At 41.4% G+C, this 21,928-nt stretch carries 13 protein-coding genes; 9 read left to right on the top strand and 4 right to left on the bottom strand.

What is annotated here, in order from left to right; translation table 11 throughout:
• Window positions 1-911 precede the first annotated feature (911 nt).
• From ilvD to ilvA, 5 genes are all read left to right on the top strand, one after another.
• Window positions 912-2,615 (top strand): dihydroxy-acid dehydratase, encoded by a 1,704-nt coding sequence (gene ilvD / locus HUW48_RS22700; RefSeq protein ID WP_182413104.1) that lies wholly within the window; start codon window positions 912-914, stop codon window positions 2,613-2,615.
• Between the two features lie 125 nt (window positions 2,616-2,740).
• The gene (ilvB, locus tag HUW48_RS22695; RefSeq protein WP_182413103.1) at window positions 2,741-4,486 is read left to right on the top strand and encodes a biosynthetic-type acetolactate synthase large subunit; all 1,746 of its coding nucleotides are present in this window, start codon (window positions 2,741-2,743) and stop codon (window positions 4,484-4,486) included.
• 145 nt (window positions 4,487-4,631) lie between these two features.
• A complete protein-coding gene (ilvN, locus tag HUW48_RS22690) occupies window positions 4,632-5,195 on the top strand; it encodes an acetolactate synthase small subunit (RefSeq protein ID WP_182413102.1) in 564 nt (187 codons plus the stop codon).
• Between the two features lie 210 nt (window positions 5,196-5,405).
• Window positions 5,406-6,452, top strand: coding sequence for a ketol-acid reductoisomerase (ilvC, locus tag HUW48_RS22685; protein WP_182413101.1), 1,047 nt, complete (start codon window positions 5,406-5,408; stop codon window positions 6,450-6,452).
• A gap of 147 nt (window positions 6,453-6,599) precedes the next feature.
• Window positions 6,600-7,877, top strand: coding sequence for a threonine ammonia-lyase IlvA (gene ilvA, locus HUW48_RS22680; protein WP_182416489.1), 1,278 nt, complete (start codon window positions 6,600-6,602; stop codon window positions 7,875-7,877).
• A gap of 86 nt (window positions 7,878-7,963) precedes the next feature.
• Here ilvA and HUW48_RS22675 read toward each other — a convergent pair whose 3' ends face one another.
• Window positions 7,964-8,752: an alpha/beta hydrolase gene (locus tag HUW48_RS22675; protein WP_182413100.1), complete on the bottom strand. Its 789-nt coding sequence runs from the start codon at window positions 8,750-8,752 to the stop codon at window positions 7,964-7,966.
• Window positions 8,753-9,051: 299 nt separating this feature from the next.
• Window positions 9,052-9,894, bottom strand: coding sequence for a sugar phosphate isomerase/epimerase family protein (locus HUW48_RS22670; protein WP_182413099.1), 843 nt, complete (start codon window positions 9,892-9,894; stop codon window positions 9,052-9,054).
• 339 nt (window positions 9,895-10,233) lie between these two features.
• Between HUW48_RS22670 and HUW48_RS22665 the strand changes: the two genes are divergently transcribed.
• Complete coding sequence (locus HUW48_RS22665; protein WP_182413098.1) at window positions 10,234-10,623, top strand: response regulator; 390 nt, start codon at window positions 10,234-10,236, stop codon at window positions 10,621-10,623.
• A 6-nt stretch (window positions 10,624-10,629) separates the two neighbouring features.
• Here the strand turns inward: HUW48_RS22665 and HUW48_RS22660 are convergent, their stop codons facing one another.
• Window positions 10,630-13,188 carry an ABC transporter permease gene (locus HUW48_RS22660; protein WP_246343586.1) on the bottom strand — a complete coding sequence of 853 codons (2,559 nt, stop codon included), beginning with the start codon at window positions 13,186-13,188 and terminating at the stop codon, window positions 10,630-10,632.
• A gap of 164 nt (window positions 13,189-13,352) precedes the next feature.
• Window positions 13,353-14,033, bottom strand: coding sequence for an ABC transporter ATP-binding protein (locus tag HUW48_RS22655; protein WP_182413097.1), 681 nt, complete (start codon window positions 14,031-14,033; stop codon window positions 13,353-13,355).
• A 230-nt stretch (window positions 14,034-14,263) separates the two neighbouring features.
• Here HUW48_RS22655 and HUW48_RS22650 point away from each other — a divergent pair, with 230 nt between their 5' ends.
• From HUW48_RS22650 to HUW48_RS22640, 3 genes are all read left to right on the top strand, one after another.
• Complete coding sequence (locus HUW48_RS22650; RefSeq protein WP_246343585.1) at window positions 14,264-14,947, top strand: arylesterase; 684 nt, start codon at window positions 14,264-14,266, stop codon at window positions 14,945-14,947.
• A 69-nt stretch (window positions 14,948-15,016) separates the two neighbouring features.
• Window positions 15,017-16,165 carry a ribonuclease D gene (locus tag HUW48_RS22645; RefSeq protein ID WP_182413096.1) on the top strand — a complete coding sequence of 383 codons (1,149 nt, stop codon included), beginning with the start codon at window positions 15,017-15,019 and terminating at the stop codon, window positions 16,163-16,165.
• A gap of 618 nt (window positions 16,166-16,783) precedes the next feature.
• Entirely contained in the window at window positions 16,784-21,910 is a 5,127-nt protein-coding gene (locus tag HUW48_RS22640) for an ice-binding family protein (RefSeq protein ID WP_182413095.1), read from the top strand.
• Window positions 21,911-21,928 lie beyond the last annotated feature (18 nt).

Genomic DNA, 21,928 nt, shown 5'->3' with positions numbered 1-21,928 from the left:
AATTTTCAAAATCTCAAAACAAAGTAAACAAAACTTTCAGTCAGTTACTTAATTTATTACGTTCTGTCTAACAACAAAAAGCAAATTGTTATAAAACTCCCCTTACTAAAAGCAAAAAACCGGAATTTGTCAGGGTAATTTACTCCCGCAATTTAGTTTTTCTGTTAATGAAAAAATTAGATAAATGGAGAAGCTCAAATCTGGGTAACACCAATTTCTAAAATTTTGGCGAAGAAAAGTTTCCTACTAAAATAAAGTTGTAAACCGGGTAGGTTATATAAAGAAAGGCATTTTAAGCAATATGAAAGGTAAATACGATTCGTTGTAATCAGAAAGATTTAGTTTTTCGGAGATAGGGGTAAATAGTAAAAGATTAATGTTTGTGCCTGATTATCAGGGAGTAGTTGTTTGGTTTAAAAGAGTATTTCTATAATTTTCATCATTTTACAAAAGGAAAGCTAAAAATTTAAAAATTTCTTAACATACTCCTTTAAATGATTTTTTTTGTTGTAAAATTTTAAATAAAACTAAGTTGAAACTTTGTGATTTTCGAACTGAAATCAAAAAAATGAATAGAAATTAAAATCTTAATTTTTGGTTTTTAAAAATTGTTTTTACATTAGCGACGCTTTAACAAACAAATTACCCGAAAGAAGATCTCATGTTATTTACTTCATCTGTCCTGAACCGAATTATTCTTAGCGTCATTATCGACGCTAAACGATGGATGGTGTAATCTATTTTGATAAAATATACTCGGCGCCATTCCTTCAACAGAGTGGCGCTTTTTTTTACCATAATGGTTAAAATTATAGGCATAAAGCGCTGATAAGTTTTAATCATAGCAGATTCTAAGATTTAGAAATAAGGCAGTTATATAACCTTAAAAGCTTTAAAATAAAGGAACCAAAATGAGTACTACATTAAACCGTTACAGTTACCTCGTTACCCAGGAAGAAACCAATCCGGCCGCCCAGGCTATGTTGCACGCTATTGGCTTAAGCAACGACGACCTGAAAAAGGCCCAGATTGGGGTGGTGAGTACCGGGTTCGATGGCAACCCGTGTAATATGCACCTGAATGATTTAGCTAAACTGGTTAAAAATGGGGTAAATACCACCGAGGATGTAATTGGTTTAGTGTTCCATACCATTGGGGTAAGTGATGGCATTTCTATGGGGACCCCTGGCATGCGTTATTCTTTACCGTCGCGCGATCTTATTGCTGATTCTATTGAGACAGTAGTAAATGCGCAAAGCTACGATGGCGTAGTGGCCGTGGTAGGTTGCGACAAGAATATGCCGGGTGCGCTGATCAGCTTTGCCCGCTTAAACCGTCCGGCTATTATGGTTTATGGTGGTACCATTGCCCCCGGTAACTACTGCGATGCGGCCGGTAAATTTGCGGGTAAGAAATTAGATATTGTTTCGGCGTTTGAAGCGCTGGGTGAAAAATACGCCGGTACTATTTCGCCGGAAGATTTTAAAGGTGTAATAGAACATGCTTGTCCGGGTGCAGGTGCCTGCGGTGGTATGTATACCGCTAATACCATGGCCTCCGCCGCCGAAGCAATGGGGATGACCTTGCCTTATAATTCTTCTAACCCAGCTATTAGCCCGGAAAAAGCCGAAGAGTCGGTGCAGGCTGGTATTGCCATCCGGGAACTTCTGGCTAAAGATATTAAGCCCTTGGACATCATGACCAAAAAGGCTTTCGAAAATGCCATGGTGGTGCTTACTGTTTTGGGTGGTTCTACTAATGCGGTATTGCATTTATTAGCGATTGCCAAAACAGCGGGTATAGATCTAACCATTGATGATTTCCAACGCATCAGCGATAAAACCCCGCTACTAGCCGATATGAAACCCAGTGGCAAGTACCACATGGAAGCCGTACATAAAATTGGCGGTATTCCGGCCGTGATGAAAATGTTATTGAAAGCTGGTTTACTACACGGCGATTGCTTAACCGTTACGGGTAAAACTATTGCCGAGAATTTAGAAAATGTGCCTGACATGGCCGAAGGACAAGATGTAATTATGCCGCTGGATCAGCCGATAAAAGAAACGGGTCACATCCGCATTCTTTATGGCAATTTAGCTGAGCAAGGTGGGGTTGCTAAAATCACGGGTAAAGAAGGCGAAGTTTTTACCGGTACCGCAGTAGTATTCGACGGCGAGTTTGAAGCCAACGATGGTATTTTATCGGGTCAGGTTAAAGAAGGCGATGTGTTAGTAATTCGGTACGAAGGGCCGCAAGGAGGACCGGGTATGCCCGAAATGCTGAAACCTACTTCTTTAATTATGGGAGCGGGCTTAGGTAAATCGGTAGCTTTAATTACCGATGGACGTTTCTCGGGCGGTACGCACGGTTTTGTGGTAGGCCACATTACCCCGGAAGCGCACGTGGGCGGTATGATTGGCTTACTTCAGAATGGTGATAAAATAACCATTGATGCCGTAAACAATCGCTTAGAAGTAGATTTAAGCGAAGAAGAAATTGCGAAACGCCGGGCAGCCTGGCAACCCCGGCCATTACGCAAAAATTCGGGTATTTTATATAAATACGCTAAAACGGTTTCATCGGCCTCCGAAGGTTGCGTAACCGATAGATAACTTAAAAATTGACCTATTCCGTTTTGCTTAACGGAAATTAGGTGAAAGTGAAATTATTTGCATTAAAAATGGCTTATATACTAATATAAACCATAAATATACCCAAGTTCTAAAGTCCAAAAGTCATGAATGCACTAGTAGCTGAGGCAACAGAAAAGGAAAAGGTAACAGCAACCGAGAAGAAAATAGTAACAGGAGCCCAGGGGCTGTTGCTTTCTTTACTCGAAGAAGGGGTCGATACGATATTCGGGTATCCGGGCGGAGCCATTATGCCTATCTATGATGCCCTATACGACTTTAAAGATCAACTAAAACATCACTTAGTGCGCCACGAACAAGGTGGCGCTCACGCCGCCCAAGGTTACGCGCGTATTACTGGCAAACCAGGAGTTTGTTTTGCTACATCTGGTCCGGGTGCTACCAACTTAATTACAGGTATCGCCGATGCTCAAATTGATTCTACTCCTCTGATATGTATAACTGGTCAGGTATTTTCGCACTTACTGGGTACGGATGCTTTCCAGGAAACAGATGTTTTAGGCGTTACCATGCCGGTTACCAAATGGAATTACCAGGTTACCCGTGCCGAAGAGATTCCTGAAGCTATTGCCAAAGCTTTCTACATTGCTACTTCTGGTCGGCCGGGTCCGGTGTTAATTGATATTACCAAAGACGCACAAAATGCCAAGTTCGAGTTTGAATACAAGAAATGTAAACGCATTTCGAGTTATTACCCGGTACCTAAACTGAACGAAAAATCCATTGCTGCCGCCGCCGAATTAATTAATAATGCTAAAAAGCCTTATGTGCTTTGGGGACAAGGGGTATTACTGGCTAATGCGCAGCAAGACTTACAGGCATTCATTGAAAAAGTTGGTATTCCGGCTGCCTGGACTATCTTGGGCTTAGGGGCCTTGCCTACCGACCACCCGCTTAATGTGGGTATGCTGGGTATGCACGGTAATTACGGGCCTAACTTATTAACAAATGAGTGCGACGTTTTAATTGCTATAGGAATGCGTTTCGACGACCGGGTAACCGGCGACTTAAAGCGTTATGCCCAGCAGGCTAAAATTATTCATATTGAGATTGATCCAGCCGAAATAAATAAAAATATTCGGGTAGATGTAGCTGTAAATGCAGATGCCAAAGCGGCCTTGCAAGCACTTTTGCCTTTAGTAAACGAAAACAAGCACGAAGCCTGGTTACAGAAATTTAACGAATGTGCTAAAATTGAGTACGAAAAAGTAATGGCCCCTGAAATACTTCCAACAGAAGGAAAGTTAAAAATGGCCGAAGTAATTCATCAGGTTTCAGAGTTATCAGAAGGCCAGGCGGTGCTTGTTACCGATGTGGGTCAGCACCAAATGACAGCCATGCGCTATTACAATTTTAAAGATATCCGTCGCAGCAACATAACATCTGGTGGTTTAGGAACCATGGGTTTCTGTTTGCCCGCCGCTATGGGTGCTAAAGTAGGAGCTCCCGATCGCCAGGTAATTGCGGTTATTGGCGATGGTGGTTTCCAGATGACCTTGCAAGAGTTAGGTTGTATTTTTCAGTACCAGATTGGGGTAAAAGTGCTGATTTTAAATAATAACTTTTTAGGCATGGTACGCCAGTGGCAGCAATTATTCCACCAGAAACGCTACTCCTTTACCGAAATGGTAAACCCGGATTTTGTGGGTATTGCCAAAGCTTATGGTATTGCTGCCAGTAAAGTAACCGAACGGGAAAATCTGCAAGACTCTATTCAAGCCATGCTCGACCACGAAGGGCCGTATGTATTGGAAGTAGTAGTAGAGAAGGAAGATAACGTGTTTCCCATGGTGCCAGCCGGCGACTCCGTAGCTAATATTCGCTTATCCTAATGCCTTATTTCTCACCCTTCTTCAGATGGAGAAGGGTGAGAAAAATTTAGTTAGCCTCTTAGTAGTAAAAAGCATAGTGTAAGTTTATAAACAGGCTTTCAGAAAAAAAATATACCAGTACTGCAATTCGTATTCACCCACAGCAATGGCGATAGAAGATTACCAGATAGATTTAGGCGAAGAAAAAACGTATACCATTTTTGCCTTTACCGAAAATAAAGTTGGTCTGCTTAACCGCATCACCATCATTTTTACCCGACGTCATATCAACATCGAGAGTATTACCGTCTCAGAGTCGGAAGTGAAAAACGTGTATCGCTACACTATTATTATTAAAACTACTTTTGCCCAAGTAGAAAAGCTTGTAAAACAAATTGCAAAACAAGTAGATGTGCTACGGGCTTCGTTTTACCCGGAAGAAGAAACCGTTTTCCAGGAAATTGCGATGTATAAAATACCAATGAGCTCCATGATTAATGGCAGTCAGGTAGAAGGAATTGTGCGCGACAGCAACGCCCGAATTCTAACGGTGGATACTAACTACATTATTATTGAAAAAACGGGCCACAGCAACGAAACCCGGGCATTATTCGAAAAGTTAGCACCCTTTGGTATTCTGCAATTTACCCGTAGTGGCCGCATTGCCATTACCAAACACATGAAAGATTTAAGCACTTACCTGCGCGAACAGGAAGAAGCTTATTTGTAAGTTCGTGATAGACAAAAGACGCTAGATACAAGACACTAGAGGTTGGACTAGTAAGCTAGAAATTTTAAAAGTCTAGTTCCAATTTGGATACAATGCCATTGGAGAGACGAAGTTAAAGTACATCAACTGAGAAGTCCAGAATCTAATAGCTAGTATTTAGAGTCTAAAAAAAGAAACCTATTATAATAATCTATAAACTATTTAAAAACAATGGCAAAAATCAACTTTGGCGGAACTGAAGAAAGTGTTGTAACCCGGGAAGAATTTCCTTTGGAGCAAGCAAGAGAAGTTTTAAAAAATGAAACAATTGCGGTACTCGGTTACGGCGTGCAAGGTCCTGGCCAAGCATTAAACCTACGCGACAACGGATTTAATGTAATTGTTGGGCAGCGGAAAGATTCAAAAACCTGGGAAAAAGCCGTAAATGATGGCTGGGTTCCTGGCGAAACTTTATTTGAACTGGAAGAAGCCTGCGAACGCGGTACTATTTTGCAATTCTTACTTTCAGACGCCGGCCAGATTGCTGCTTGGCCAATGGTAAAAAATGCCCTTAAACCAGGCAAAACCTTGTATTTCTCTCATGGCTTTGGCGTTACTTTCAAAGAACGTACGGGTATTGTGCCGCCGACCGATGTAGATGTAATTTTAGTGGCACCAAAAGGTTCTGGTACCAGCTTACGTCGTATGTTCCTGGAAGGGAAAGGTTTAAATTCCAGCTTTGCTGTTTTCCAGGATGCTACTGGAAAAGCCCGCGAAAAAGTAATTGCTCTGGGTATTGGCGTAGGTTCTGGTTACTTATTCGAAACCGACTTTAAAAAAGAAGTTTATTCTGATTTAACTGGTGAGCGTGGTACGTTAATGGGTGCTTTAGCCGGCATTTTGGAAGCCCAGTACAACCTGTTACGCAAAAAAGGCCATTCTCCATCAGAGTCTTTCAACGAAACAGTAGAAGAATTAACCGAAAGCTTAATTCTGCTGGTAGCTGAAAATGGTATGGATTGGATGTATGCCAACTGTTCTACAACAGCTCAACGGGGCGCATTAGACTGGAAAAACAAGTTCCGCGACGCCGTAGCTCCGGTATTTGAAGAATTATACGAAAGCGTAGCTACTGGCCAAGAGGCGCAACGTTCTATCGATACCAACAGCCAGCCCGATTACCGCGAAAAGTTGGATGCTGAATTAAAAGAACTACGCGATTCAGAAATGTGGCAAGCTGGCGCTCAGGTTCGTAAACTGCGCCCACAAAATAATTAATATTAGTTGTTAGTACTCGTTGTTCGTTGTTCGATTTAGATAAAAGTTGCTTTCCGGCTGAATTTACTTTTAAGGAGTAGTAATGTTATTATGAAATTAAATTCTAACGAACAACGAGTAACCAACAACGAACAACTAAATAAAGTCATGTCGGAAGAAGAAGTTGAGGTAGAAAAGGCGACTCTGATAAGCGCCGAGGATGTTAAAGTAGCTGCCGCCCGTTTGCAGGACGTTGTGAATCATACGCCGCTGCTTAGGAGTGTAAATTTATCGGAAAAATACCAGGCTAATATTTACCTGAAACGCGAAGATTTGCAGGTGGTGCGCTCTTACAAACTGCGTGGAGCTTATAACAAAATGAGCAGTCTGGCCTCAGAGCAATTAGCGAATGGCGTTGTTTGTGCCAGTGCCGGTAATCATGCGCAAGGTGTAGCCTACTCGTGTCATAAAATGGGCATTAAAGGCCATATTTTTATGCCGGTAACTACCCCTCAGCAGAAATTAAAACAAGTACAATTATTTGGGAAAGAGCACGTAGAAGTGGTGCTTACGGGCGATACTTTCGATGACTCTTATCACCAGGCTCTGGAGTTTTCGAATAAAAATAATAAAGTCTTTATTCACCCCTTCAACGATCCGCAGGTTATGGCCGGCCAGGGTACGGTTGGTTTGGAAATTTTGGAAGCCATGCGCCAGCCAATTGATTTGCTTTTGCTACCAGTAGGTGGGGGCGGTTTAGCATCTGGAGTATCTAGTTATTTCCGGGAAGAAAGTCCTGAAACTACTCTTATTGGTATTGAGCCGGAAGGCGCTCCGGCCATGAAAAAATCAATCGAAGCCGGTAGAAAGATTACCCTGGACCACATTGATAAGTTTGTAGATGGTGCGGCTGTAAAAGCAGTAGGCGATTTAACCTTGCAAATTTGCCGGGAAAACCTGGATAAAGTAATTACAGTGCCCGAAGGAAAAGTATGTTCTACTATTTTGCAGCTTTACAACGAAGAGGCGATGGTGGTGGAACCGGCAGGTGCTTTAAGTATTGCCGCTCTGGATTTCTTTAAAGACGAAATTAAAGGAAAAACTGTGGTGTGCGTAGTAAGCGGAGGAAATAACGACATTACCCGCACCGAAGAAATTAAAGAACGCTCGCTGTTGTACGAAGGTCTGAAACACTATTTTATTGTGAACTTTCCGCAACGGGCTGGGGCGTTAAAAGAATTTGTGAATGATATTTTAGGCCCCACCGACGATATTACCCACTTTGAATACACCAAAAAGAACAGCCGGGAAAAAGGTCCAGCCTTGGTTGGAATTGAGTTAAAAAATCCGTCTGATTTTGACGCGCTGGTGCAACGTATGGCCGAGCGCAACTTCAATTGCGAGTACATTAATAACCGGCCGGAGTTTTATCATTTTATTATATAACGTTTTCTGAGGATTGTAAAACGTTTTCAATTCTCATACAGGGTTTAAGTTGGTAGCTTAGGTGTTTGTAGCGCTTAAGCTATTTTTTATTCTAAAATGGCTTGTAGAACCTGCTGATACTGCCGGAAATTACTTAAATCGTTGTGGTTGCCGTTCTGAATGGTAATAAACTTTGTTTTAGCCGGATCTGCTAACTGGGCTAATTTTTCCCCGGAAGGGTAAGGAACTACATTATCCGAAGTGCCGTGAAAGATATAAATCGGACAATTTACTTTTTGAATCCACTCATCTGATCGGAAAGCATATTTTAATAATAAAGTAACCGGCAGAAATGAATAATGTGTTTTTGCTACATCGGCAAAATTAAAGAACGGTGTTTCTAGTATTAAGCATTTCGGTTGATTCTGAGCCGCTACAAGAACAGCAATGCCGGTACCGAGTGAACGGCCAAATACTATAATTTTACTTTCTTCATATTCCTGTACTAAATGCTGGTAAGCTAACTGCGCATCCTTATGCAAAGCTGCTTCGGTACGTATACCAGTGCTTTTACCAAATCCACGGTAATCAACCATAAAAACATCGTAGTGGTAGGGGGTGTACTCTTCCGCCAGGTAGCCCCATGTACGTAAGCTTCCGGCATTTCCATGAAAATAAAGGATTACTCCTTTTGGTTCTTTTACCCGGAAGTGCAAGGCATGAATCTCCGCTCCATCAGAAGCTTTGAAAAATAGTTCTTGAAAGGGATTAGCAAAGGAGAATCTATAATCGTGGGGTAATTTCTCAGGAAAGAAAATAAGTCTATCCTGAAAGTTGTAAATAACTCCTAATAAAATAAATATGAAACTTAATACAACTGCTCCTGTAATTACCATTACTCTCAACGTAAATGAATAGCCTGGATACAAATAAAGTAGGCTCAACTATAAACCTACTTTACCTAAACTAGCCAGAAAAGTTAATAGCAAGAAATAGCTGTATCGAAAGTTAATTTAAGTGTTGTTCTCCGAAAGAATTCTGTTAAGTCGAAAATCAACCAGTAACTATCCTAAAAGTGTATTGCTTAGTTAAACAATGCACTTTTAGGATAGTCAGAGCTAAATGCATGTACCTTCAGTCAAATTTCTATCTAAAGGATTATTCTGATTTAAAGTGAATTAAAGACTGCTTATAGTTAAATTAAGCGTAACACGCCTCTGGTATAACCAACCGATTCAGCTAAACCAGGTACCGGATCGTTAGCATTTTTTTCGTACTCCATAGATACACTACCGGCATATTTTATTTTTAGAAGTGCCCGCAGAAAGCCCGGAATATCAATTACACCACGGCCAATTTCGGTGGGAGTATCTTTTTCGGTGCTGCCCGTTACATCTTTTATATGCACGTCATACAGCCGGTCGGCAAAACGTAAAGTGTCTTTTATGGGGTCTAAGCCAATTCGTTGCGTATGCCCAATATCGATGCACAAGCCAATACGTTTATCCAGACCTTTAATTTTTTCATAAACACTTTCCGGGCTAGGATATACTTTATCACCCGGGCCATGATTATGAATGGCTACTCGTATGTCGTATTCTTTTACTTTTTTTTCGGTGTAAGGTAATAATTCGTGGTTAGGTACGCCCACAATCATTTTAACGCCCGCATTTTTAGCATAAGCAAAGGCCCGGTCTATTTCCTGCTCCGATTTCATGTAAATCACCCCAACGCCATACAGATTTATACCCGCCTGCCGAACTTTTGAGGTCATTTCCTGGAGCTGAGCGGCCGTGGCATCAAAAGGTAAATGCATATCTTTCAGCGATACTTCTTTTAATTCTAAGCGTTGCAAAATTTTAATGGTATCGTCGAGATTAAACTTATGCAAGGTGTAAGATGCTAAGCCTAATTTCAGGCGTTCTGGTTTAGAATTAACCGGATTTTGCGCCACCAGTTTATTAAAAGAAATAGGCATTACACTAGCCGCTAAGCCTAAGCCAGCTGTTTTTAGAAAATCGTTACGAGTGTATTTCATAGGAAGTAGTTACTGCGCTTTAATAACAATAAATTATTACTAATTGCCTAAGGTAAGGGGTTGCGTAATGAGTTGCAAGGTAATACTAGCAAATGTTACGGTTTTGTTTAACTTTAAAGAGATAAGCTCAATGAGGTGTATATTTGTATTATTCCGATATTTATACTTGATAGAAATGCTCGTATAATTTGTAGTAAAGTAGAGCTTTTTGTATATAAACGGGAAATTTATAGGATATTCATATTAAGATTTCTGATAATCGAGCGATACAAAACCATCGATTATTTATCTGGTTATCTTTGTATACAATTAAAATAAGATAATTAAATAGAATTAAGAATGAGTGAGTTACAGATTCTTCTGGCTGAGGATAACAAGCTTAATCAGTTGATGATAAAAAAAGTAATAGAGGATTTTGGTTTTGCTTTAGATATAGTAGAAACTGGTAAAGAAGCCGTGGAGAAACTCGCTGAGCAACATTATGATCTTATTTTGATGGATGTGAATATGCCGGAAATGGATGGCTACACCGCTACCAGGCATATTCGGGAAAAGATGGGGCATAAAAGCAATATTCCTATTATTGTTGTTACCAGCCCCAGTGACCATCAGGAGCATATTAAGTCGTTATTATTAGGAGCCAATACGTTTATTTCTAAGCCAATTGATGCGGATATATTACTAACCGAAATTATGACGTTAGTAATAACTAAACCAATTTTGACTTAACGTAAATTAAACTACTTCGCTGCGTAATACTTCTAACGGTGGCCGGTTTAAAATACTGCGGCTATTAAATAAACCGATAAAAACGGTAAGTAAGGTTACAGCAGTAAATAAAATTATAATAGGCAGCCAGGCGGGAGTAAAAGGTATTTCAAAAGAGTAACGGGCGAGAGCCCAACTCCCCCCAATAGCCAGGGTTAAACCCGTTGCAGCGGCCAGAGCTCCTAAAAAGAAGTATTCCAGCGCAGTTATAATTAATATTTGACGGCGACTGGCACCTAAAGTACGTAACAGAACGCTTTCCTGAATGCGCTGAAATTTACTGATCAGCACCGAACCGATTAATACCAGGATGCCGGTAGCAATACTAAAGCCTGCCATAAACCGGATGACAAAGGCAATTTTACTTAAAATATCGTCCAGGGTAGTAAGAATAAGAGCTAAATCAATTACGGATACATTCGGAAATCGAGTAACCAAAGCCCGTTGAAAATCGGCAGAATTTTTATTGGAACGTACCTGCGTGGCAATTACATGGAACTGCGGTGCTTCTTCCAGAATTCCTTTCGGAAATAAAACTAAAAAATTACTTTGTATGCGGTTCCAGTCTACTTTGCGAAAACTGCCAACAATAGTTTGTACCGGTGCACCCTGCACGTTAAATAATAAAGTGTCTCCCAGTTTTACTTTTATCCTTTCCGCAAAATTCTCATCCAGCGAAACGTAAATAGTATCGTTTAAACCGGTTATGGTGCCATGCCATTTACCTTTCGCAATTTTTTCAGAACTAATCAACGTGTCGCGGTAAGTAACGCGGTACTCTCGGGTAAACGCCCATTTCGGTACTCTTAAGGTACTGTCTTTTCTTACATCACCATCCGTGCGGCCATTAACTCCTTCGAGGCGCATGGTTACTATTGGTACCTGTTGCATTAAAGGTAATTTGTATTGCTTAGCTAAAGCAGCCACCTGGTCTTTTTGGTTCGTCTGAATATCAAATAATACCATATTAGGTTGATTGCCGCTGCCCGAAAGGGTTACCTGGCCAATAAGCAGGTTTTGAATAAAAAATAAAGTAGCAATTAAACCCGTGCCTAAGCCGATGGCAACAATTAAGATTAACGTTTGGTTATTGGGCCGATATAAATTTGCAATACTTTGCCGCCACAAATAACTCCACGATACAGGAAAAAATCGGCGCACTAACCAGATAAATAAACTGGCAATTCCGGCTAGCACCAGAAAAGCTACTAACAAGCCTCCGGTAAAGTAAGCAGCCTGTTTTAGCGTGTCCATCTGCAAGGCCGCAAACCCTAAAATAAAAAATATTATTAAGCCATAAACCGCCCAGCGCCAAACATCAGGTTGCAGTTTTTCTGTTTCAAAAGAAACCCGTAGGGTATTAAGAGGCGAGATGTTGCGGATAGAAACCAGAGGCAGCAAAGCAAATAAAAAGGAAATAAACAGACCGGTACCAATTCCTAATAAAATGGCTTTCCAGGAAATGCTTACCGTAATATCTACCGGCAGGAAATCGGCTAAAACCACAGGTAAAACCCGCTGCACCAAAGTACCTAAAATTACCCCAATAATAGAACCTAACATCCCCATGGCTAGAATCTGAATCAGGTAAATGTAAAATGCTTGTTTACTTTGGGTTCCCAGACAACGTAAAATGGCAATTGTCTGAATTTTCTCTTTAACGTAAATGTGCACAGCACTAGCTACGCCTACACAGCCTAGTAAAAGAGCAATAAAGCCCACTAATGTTAAAAAGCGCGTTAAATCGCTAAAGGCTTTTCCGGTGTTTTCTTTTTTAGAAGCGATGGTTTCGTAGCTTAATCCGTCTTTTTCAAGTTGGGGCTCAATTCGTTTTACCAGCTTGTCTACATCAGTTTTTGCCGGAAATTGATAATAAAACCGGTAATTAATACGACTGCCTTTTTGCATTAAACCCGTTTGATCTAAATATTGCATGGGAATATAAACCGCCGGCGCCATGGACGCCGCTATTCCTGTTTGCCCCGGTATTTTGTTTAACTCTCCCACAATCTTAAAAGTAAGATTCCCGATTTTAACCGAATCGCCCGGGCGAGCATTAAATTGCAGTAATACTGTTTTGTCTACTAAAGCATTACGGCCGCTCCGAAACGTTTGGCTGGCTGTAGCGGGTGTGGTTTCAATAGCCCCATAAAACGGATAATTGCCTTGCAAAGCTCTAATCTGAACTAAGCGACTGCCATTGTTTTTGGGAAATAAAATCATGGAGGCAAAGTAATATTCGCGCGCTTGGCGGCCACCTAAGTTATGTAAAATCTTCTGCATGGGTTTAGTTACCGATTGGTTGGTGTAAATACCCAAATCAGCACCCAGTAAAGTTTTGGCCTGGTTGTCAATATCGTCGCGGAGATTTTCGCTGAACGATTGAATGGCAACTAAGGCGGCAATTCCCAGAATGATAGAAGATACAAACAACAGCAGCCGCGAACGGTTCCGGCGGCTATCCCGCCAAGCCATTTTTAAAAGCCAATCCAGTTGTAACTTAGGTTTTATTAATATTCTATCCATGTTTTTTGAGACATAAGTACCAGGACACAAGTATCAGGACTTGCCTTAATACTAAAATAAAGTAAATTAAGCAGAAGCCTTCTACTGGTAGGTTGTACCGTTTAATTTAAGAAGGAGTGATTAAACACTGTCCTGATTCCTGATACTTACTACTTGCTACCATTTTAAGCTAATACTGAATCAGAAATAACGTGACCGCCTTTAATGCGAATAAGCCGCTGCGTTTTTCCTGCTAATTCCAGATCGTGCGTTACTAAAACCAAGGTTGTACCCCTTTCCCGGTTTAAATCGAAGAGCAGATTTACTACCTTTTCGCTGGTTTCAGCATCCAGATTACCCGTTGGTTCATCGGCAAACAAAATTTTAGGTTGATTAGAGAAAGCCCGAGCCAAAGCTACCCGTTGCTGCTCGCCACCAGATAGTTGCGAAGGGTAATGATGATGCCGATGTTGCAACCCCACTCGCTCTAGTAACTCCAATGCTTGTTTTCCCGCCTGTTTTTCACCCCGTAGTTCTAACGGTACCATTACATTTTCTAATGCAGTAAGCGTAGGAATTAGTTGAAAATTCTGAAAGATAAAGCCAACGTACTGATTACGGACCTGAGCCCGTTCATCTTCGGAAAGGTTTTCTAGCCGGATGCCGTTTAACTCCACAGAACCAGTAGTAGCAGCATCTAAGCCAGCGCATAAACCCAGCAAGGTGGTTTTGCCACTGCCTGATGGTCCGACAATAGCAAAGGTGTCGCCGGCGTTAAGGGTAAAGGAAATATCATGTAAAACGTTAAGTTCTTTGCCGCCGCTCCGGTACGATTTGCCGAGCTGCTCTACGCGTAATATAGCCACAGTACTAAATTTCTGATTAAATAATTATTTCTGAAACGATTAAAAAGATCGTTCCTATATAGATTATGAAAATTTATGAACTACTACTTACGCTTGATTAAAGAATATAGCTGACCGCCAATCAATTTTTAACGTATTTAGCAGAGTTTATAAACTAAACATACACCACCCAAAACCAGTAAGCGGTTATACATGTTTACATATTTATATAATTTTTAAAATAATTACCTGTGCGCACTTATTTAAACTTTCTTTTTGCTTCTTTTTTCGTACTACTGGCAGCCGGTTGTAATTCTGGCAGCACCGAAGAAAAACAAGCCGACGTACCAAAATTGGCTAGTCCGGAAAAGAAGAAACCTGTTGTTATGAAGACAATATTATTTTTTGGTAATAGTTTAACGGCTGGTTATGGCCTGCAGCCTTCCGAAGCTTTCCCGGCCCTTATACAAAAGAAAATAGATTCTTTAGATTTACCTTATAAAGTAATAAATGCTGGTTTAAGCGGAGAAACTACCGCTGGCGGTAAAAACCGGATTGATTGGATATTAAAACAACCCGTAGATGTATTTGTGCTTGAGTTGGGCGCAAACGATGGGTTGCGAGGTATTCCGCCCCAATCTACCAAAGATAACCTGCAAGCTATTGTTGATAAAGTAAAAGCAAAATACCCAAACGTAAAAATTGTTTTGGCCGGTATGGAAATTCCCCCTAGCATGGGCGGGGCTTACGCTGCTCAATTTCGAGTAGTTTTCCGGCAATTGGCCGAAAAAAATAATCTGTCTTTTATTCCATTTCTGCTCGAAGGAGTAGCCGGTGAACGTAGTTTAAATCAGGGCGATGGGGTGCACCCAACGGCTCAAGGGCAAAAAATCCTGGCGGAAAATACCTGGCAAATCTTAAAAGATGTATTGTAAATACTAGTCAAAAATTTGCCTTGCGTATTATAATTGTAAATTGCTGCTTGTTGCGATAAATCCGTAAGTATGGCATATGCATTGCGGTCGACTGGCCGTTTTTTCTCGTACATTTCTACCCAAACCGATTTTTTAGCGGCTGTAACGCAATTAGCACAGTCGCCGGAACTAGCATTAGATTTAGAATTTGATGATAACCGGTACACGTATGGTTTAAATTTATGTTTAATACAAATTGCCGACCGGCAACAATGCTATTTAATCGACCCTTTTACAATTGCAGACCTGGAACCTTTGTGGGAGCTGGTAGATGATCCGCATATTACTAAAATTATACACTCTTCTACGAACGATATATTGCTGCTGAAAAAACTAGGTTGCCGGCCAAGGGGAATTTTTGATACAGAAGTTGCGACCCGTTTACTAAATCACCAGCGTACGTCGTACGCCAACATTTTACAGCTACTTTTCGGGATTGAAGTAGATAAAACCAACCAGGTAAGTAATTGGAATATCCGGCCCCTCACCGAAGACCAACTTACCTACGCCGCTACCGATGTATTACACTTGCACGAATTAAAAGATGTGCTTTGGCAGGAGTTGGTAGCATTAGAGCGTGGGCTTTGGCTGGCCGAAGAATGCCAATTATTAGAAGATTTAGAAATAAAAGAACAATCGGAACGGTACTTAAAATTAAAAGGTTCGGAACGGTTGACTTACTTTCAGCAATATTTACTAAAACAATTATTTAATTTTCGTAACCAATTAGCCCAACAGTACAATCGGCCGCCGGCCATGGTTATTGCCAACGAAACCTTAGTGGCTCTTGCTTTACAGCCCGTAACCGATTTTAGAAGCTGGCAAAGCACAAAAGGCTTAATGGGGCAGTTAAAAGATAATCAAACTTTTAAAGAGTATCGGTATGTGCTGGACAAAGCCTGGCAAGAAGCAGAAGAATTACAACTTACCCACCAACGTCCTTTCCGGCCGCGCCGCGCCGAGCCATTAGTCGGAGCGGACGAAGCAATGTTACGCCGGCAGCGAATTCAGGCGGTGCAAACACACATTGCGCAAGAAGTAGGAGAAAATGTGGTAAATATGATTTTATCTCCGGGTATGATAAACGAGTACGCCGACGGTAAACCTTTAGAAATTAAGAAAGAATACGCACGTCAATTAATCGAAAAAACAGCCCACGATTTACATCTTTCTTTGTAAGCACTTTATATTTAAACATATAACGTATAAACATAAAGCGCTTATGCGTTTATGCTTGGTTCTTAAACCATATTATTTGCCTGATAGAATACAGAAAATTTAGTTAGATATATTAACTTCTTTTGCCCTGTTGTACGTACTTCTTAACTCCTCTCGAAGCAAAGTTCTTCTTTGGGAGTATGTATAAAGGAAATAGTAAGGCTGGCTATATCCATTCTCCTTGATTATATTATTACAATGCAGATCAAAATAGAGTTATTTAATAATTACTCACCTTCCTACCTGCTTGGTACAGCTGCTTACGGACGATTATTGATTATTTTAATATAAATAATGTTAAAGTGCAAAAATTAAATCAACTAACATTGAATTTGCTTTAATTCTTACTGCTTGTATTATACAAGTAAGATTAGAGTATTATAGGGTTTACTCTTTATTGTTGTTAATACTATTATTTTTATTTAAGATGCCTTTATTTAATTAATAATCAATTTTTTATTTACTATTTATTAGTAGAAAATAAACTATTTAAATAAATTTGTATAGATTAAAATTGTATTTATTTTTAAGTTGGTTAATGCAGAATCAGCGTTTTATTTTGGTTGTTGAGTTGGTTAAATGAAAAAAGTTATACTTTTATCTTTGTTTCTTCTCGGCTTTGTTTTTAAAGGTAGCACTCAAACAAGACCTAACCTGGGTACCGCTACTGATTTTACTATTCTGGCTGGAACGGGTATTTACAATAGAGATGCAACTAAGGTTAGTGGTAATATTGGCGTGTGGCCGGGAAATACTATTCAAGGTTTTACAGCCGCTATGCTTAACGGTACTGCGCACCCAGGCGATGCTACGGCTCAACAAGCACAAACCGATCTGCAAAGTGCTTACAATAGCATAAACGCACTGGTTACTACTCCGGATAAAAATTTAACGGGCACCAGCTTAAACGGTCAAGTTTTAAGTCCGGGGGTGTATACATTTGATAATACTACTACGCTTAGTGGCACAATTAACCTGGACGCTGCCAATGATCCGAATGCTATATTTATTTTTCAGGTAAGAGGGGGGTTGATAACAGCCGCAAGTACCACTATAAGGTTGTTAAATAATGCCCGGCGGATGAATATTTTCTGGCAGGTAACAGATACGGTTAATATTGGAACCAGAAGCAATTTGGCCGGCAACATATTGGCCCAGAATTCTATTCGACTGGGTAAAGATGCGGCTATTAACGGTGGCCGGTTACTCTCCTTAAGCAGTAAGGTTGTATTAAACAAAAATAATCCGGTTACTACTTCTACTGATTTAGGAATTACTAAAACCAAAAGTCTCGGACAAAATGGGGTCAATCCTTACTCTGTGGGGGAGGTAGTTACCTTTACTATTGTAGGTCGCAATTATGGGCCTATTAACGATTATAACATAAGAATTGTCGATCAATTAGATGTAGATCTGGAGTATATTGAGGCCACAGCGCGAAGTTCTATCGCGGGTAAACAGGTAAATACTTTTTCTTTTAATAAAGACTCCCGCGTTTTTCAATGGACAACCAGTGAATTTAAAAACGGCGAAGTAATTACACTTACCATCAAAGTAAGAATTAAAAATCCGGGAGGAATTGGTAACACTGCCACAATATTGGGTACGGTTACCGACGATAATTTTGAGAATAATTCAGCTAGTATCGTTCCGGCTATTTGCGCAAAAATTTCTAATCCGGGCGAAATTACCGGTCCTAGCCAGGTATGTATTGGGAGTAAAACGAGTGTTTTTAGCGTAGCAGCCATTCCGGGAGTTCAGTCTTATACCTGGATTGTTCCATCAGGCTGGAAAATTTTACCAACGGAAAATGGCGAATCCCCTACCAATTCTATTACCGTAGAATTGCCAGTAAGTACTCCCGATGATCCTACTGCCTCGGAAGGGTTTGTTGCTGTTACGGTAAACAATGGGTGCGGCGACAGTGAACCAAGTACTTTAGAAGTTACGGCTACTACTTTAATTGCCTTACCACCGGGGCCAATTACAACCAACGATCCAAACGGCCTTAATCCTTGCATTCGGAATACAGAAACATACTTTACTTACCAGATTGAACCGGTGGCTAATGCCCAATCGTATGAATGGGTGATTGGCACTCCCGGCGATTCAACTAAAAATGGCGGTTGGGAGATTGTTGCTGGGCAAAATACCGCACAGATCAGAGTAAAAGCTGGCCAGGAAGAAGTAATTATTTTTGTTAGAGCAAAGAACTTTTGTGGCACTAGCCCGGCCAGTACCTTACGTATTAAGCCAACCTTAGGCGATCCGATTAAACCAACTACTGTTACTGGACCTTCTTCTGTTTGTGTGGGTACACAAAGTGGTTTGTTTACTGTTACAGGCGTGGCGGGTAACCAGTATAACTGGATAGTTCCGGTTGGTTGGACTCTATCCGGACAAGGAACTAATCAAATTCAGGTTATAGCTCCATCTACGGCTGTTAATACCCAAGGTACTATTACCGTAGCTGCCGTAAATTATTGCGGTACTTCCGAGGCAATTGCTATTACAGTAAATGCTATTGGCGCCATTTCTTCGGGGCCAATTACGGGCTTACTTACGCCGTGCAGTGGTACAACGGTAACCTATCGGGTAAAAGCTACGGGAGCAACTGCTTTCGCCTGGAAAGTAGTAGGTAATCTGGAATTAGTAGGTAATACTACCCGCGATTCAGTTTCGGTATTGATAAAGCCAGGTGGGGGAAGTTTGAGTGTAAGTTTAAGTAATGAGTGCGGTTTCGGTCAGGAACAATTTTTAACTATTACGCCTGAAATTAAATTGCCAGTTCCGGCAAACATTCAGGCAGCTACTTTAGCTCCTTGTGCGGGTACTACCGGATTAACTTTTTCTGTACCAGGAGTAACAGGTGCCAATGGCTATAACTGGCAGATTTTGGGTACGAATGGCCAACCAACGGCTGGTTGGGAAATTACATCCGTTAGTCCGGATCAGAAAACCATTACAGTGACGGCTGGTAGTAATCCGGTAAATATTTCTGTAGCAGCAATTAACAATTGCGGCAACAGCGAAGCTCGAACCGTAATTGTAACACCAGTTAAAACCCCGCCATCGGTACCAGCTACTATTACCGGTAATACTAATGTTTGCGCGAGCAGCACTAATCTTCGCTATTCCGTTAAAGCAGTATCCGGAGCAACTTCTTATGTCTGGACAGTGCCAAGCGGCTGGACAATTACGGCAGGTCAGGGAACAACGCAAATAACGGTAAAAGCAGGAGCTAAGGAAGGTTATATAACTGTTAAGGCTAAAAACATTTGCGGTGAAAGTTCTCTTGCGAGCCAGAAAAAAGTAGTGCCATCTACTAGCCGACCGCCTTCACTGGGTAGTGTAACTGCCAGTAAAACTACGGTATGTGTTAATGAAACAAATCTTACTTATTCGGTAGCCGCTATACCCGGGGTAACTATTTATAACTGGTCTGTGCCGGAAGGCTGGTTAATTACTTCGGGCCAAACTACCAATACTATAACTGTTACTGCCGGCACAAAAAACGGTGCTATTTACGTGGTAGCGTATAATAACTGTGGGCCTGGACCAGCCAGTGTTCCATTAGCTGTTTCGGTTACGGCCAAACCGGCTGCTCCAGCAGCTATAACCGGTGAATCTATTCCGTGTAATGGTAGCACTGGTATTAAATATACCGCTACGGCCGTACCGGGCGCTACGGGTTACGTTTGGGAATTACCCGAAGGCTGGACGATTACCGCTGGAGCCGGAACAGCTGCAATTACCGTGTCAACCACTGGAACAGGTGGTACTTTGGCGGTAAAAGCAAAAAACAATTGTTTTGAAAGTAACTCAGTTACTTTAACTGTTACACCTAGTACTACGGAACCAACTGCATTAGGCGAAATTACGGGTAGCCCGAGTGTATGCCGTGATCAAACAGATATAATTTACAGCGTAGTACCGGTTGCCAATGTTTCTAATTACGTCTGGACAGTGCCAACCGGTTGGGAAATAACGGCGGGCCAGGGAACTACTCAAATTAAAGTTAATGCTAAAACAAATTCGGGTACCATCTCCGTTCTGCCTAGAAATGGCTGCGGAGCAGCGGTAAGTGCCAGTGATTTAGTTGTAACAGTTACAACCGAGGCGGCAATTGCGCCGGGTATTATCAGCGGCGATCAGCAGGCTTGTGCCGGAGAAACAAATTTAAACTATTCTATAGATGCGGTAAGTGGGGTGTCGGGTTATTTCTGGGAGGTGCCAGAGGCAGATGGTTGGCGCATAATTTCGGGACAGGGAACAACAGATGTAGTAGTACAAGCTGGCTCTAAAAGTGGCAATTTAACGGTAAAAGCAGTTAACGGCTGCGGGTCGGGGCCGGCAAGTTCTTTTGCCGTGAACATATTTACTTTACCTACAGAGCCGCCGCAAATAATTGGTGCCAAAGAACAATGTGCGGGTAGTAACAGCCAAATTTACCAGATAGCCAGCGTAAACGGAGCCTCGGGTTATAACTGGAAAGTTCCGCAAGATTGGAAGATTGAATCTGGTCAAGGATCCAACTCTATTTTGGTAACGGCCGGCCAGGAAACTGGTAACGTTGAAGTAACCGTTGCTACTGCTTGCGGAAGCGGGATAACAGGTGTTTTAGCCGTTACTTCTGCCAGTGAATCAGCCTTTGTACCGGGACCTATTGGGGGTGATAGTAAAGCTTTAATTTGTAGTGGCCAACAGAATATAACGTACACCATTGATCCGGTACAAGGGGCAATAGCTTACCAGTGGAATTTGGAAGCAGCAGGTGATTGGGTAATTACGGCCGGCCTGGGAACTACCAGCATTCAAGTAACAGCAGGGGCACAAGCAGCTACTATTTCCGTACAAGTTATAAACGGATGTGGTATTAGCGACGTTTCCGCTATAACCATTAACCCAGGTGGTTCGGCAGAGGTACCCATTGATTCTATCTCGGGTCCTACAATTGTTTGTTCTAATCAAACGGAATTAACTTATTCTGTAGCTGCTGTAAGCGGAGCAACCGGTTATACCTGGAGCTTACCAGCAGGATGGAAAATTGTAACTGGAGACAACACAAATACCATTAAAGTAAATGCTGGTTCTACGGAAGGTACTATTTCCGTAACGGCATTTAATGCTTGTACGAGCAGCATTCCCAGTACTTTGGCGGTTTCTATAAATTCGGCGCCCCTTGCTCCCGCATTTATTAAAGACGAAAGTTCGGCCTGTACCGGATTAACCTATTCTGTTGATGCTGTAACAGGTGCTACCGGTTACAACTGGACCGTGCCTGAAGGCTGGAGTATAACGGAGGGGCAGGGAACTATCCGAATTAAAGTAAACGCTCCGGCAGGCAGTAAAGAAGGAGCAATAGGAGTAACTACCCAAACCAGTGCCTGCACCAGCGGGGTTACTACTTTAACGGTTAATCCTAACTTGGGCCTAAGTAATTTACAGGTAGCAAACGTGTTCTCTCCGAACGGAGACGGAGTAAATGATACCTGGACCATTACCAATATTCAAAACTATCCCGAAAATGAGGTCGTACTAATAAACCGTTGGGGCAGTGAAGTATATAAAGCAAAATCGTATCAGAATAACTGGAACGGGGGCAATTTAACCGATGGAACTTACTATTACGTGTTAAAAGTAAAAATTTGCGATGGCTCCTATACTACTCAAAAAGGATACGTGATGGTAATGCGCCAAAACTAAGGTTATAATCCAGGAAGG

It is taken from the genome of Adhaeribacter radiodurans, assembly GCF_014075995.1.
GTDB lineage: Bacteria > Bacteroidota > Bacteroidia > Cytophagales > Hymenobacteraceae > Adhaeribacter > Adhaeribacter radiodurans.
The sequence above is the reverse complement of the archived record's forward strand: the minus strand, read 5'-3'. Positions and strand labels throughout refer to the sequence as shown.

Bases quoted from the DNA above. Each gene is read 5' to 3' on its own strand.
- ilvB (WP_182413103.1), top strand. From the start codon at position 2,741: ATGAATGCACTAGTAGCTGAGGCAACAGAAAAGGAAAAGGTAACAGCA.
- HUW48_RS22660 (WP_246343586.1), bottom strand. From the start codon at position 13,188: ATGGATAGAATATTAATAAAACCTAAGTTACAACTGGATTGGCTTTTA.
- ilvA (WP_182416489.1), top strand. From the start codon at position 6,600: ATGTCGGAAGAAGAAGTTGAGGTAGAAAAGGCGACTCTGATAAGCGCC.
- ilvN (WP_182413102.1), top strand. From the start codon at position 4,632: ATGGCGATAGAAGATTACCAGATAGATTTAGGCGAAGAAAAAACGTAT.
- HUW48_RS22645 (WP_182413096.1), top strand. From the start codon at position 15,017: ATGGCATATGCATTGCGGTCGACTGGCCGTTTTTTCTCGTACATTTCT.
- ilvC (WP_182413101.1), top strand. From the start codon at position 5,406: ATGGCAAAAATCAACTTTGGCGGAACTGAAGAAAGTGTTGTAACCCGG.
- HUW48_RS22665 (WP_182413098.1), top strand. From the start codon at position 10,234: ATGAGTGAGTTACAGATTCTTCTGGCTGAGGATAACAAGCTTAATCAG.
- HUW48_RS22670 (WP_182413099.1), bottom strand. From the start codon at position 9,894: ATGAAATACACTCGTAACGATTTTCTAAAAACAGCTGGCTTAGGCTTA.
- ilvD (WP_182413104.1), top strand. From the start codon at position 912: ATGAGTACTACATTAAACCGTTACAGTTACCTCGTTACCCAGGAAGAA.
- HUW48_RS22675 (WP_182413100.1), bottom strand. From the start codon at position 8,752: ATGGTAATTACAGGAGCAGTTGTATTAAGTTTCATATTTATTTTATTA.
- HUW48_RS22640 (WP_182413095.1), top strand. From the start codon at position 16,784: ATGAAAAAAGTTATACTTTTATCTTTGTTTCTTCTCGGCTTTGTTTTT.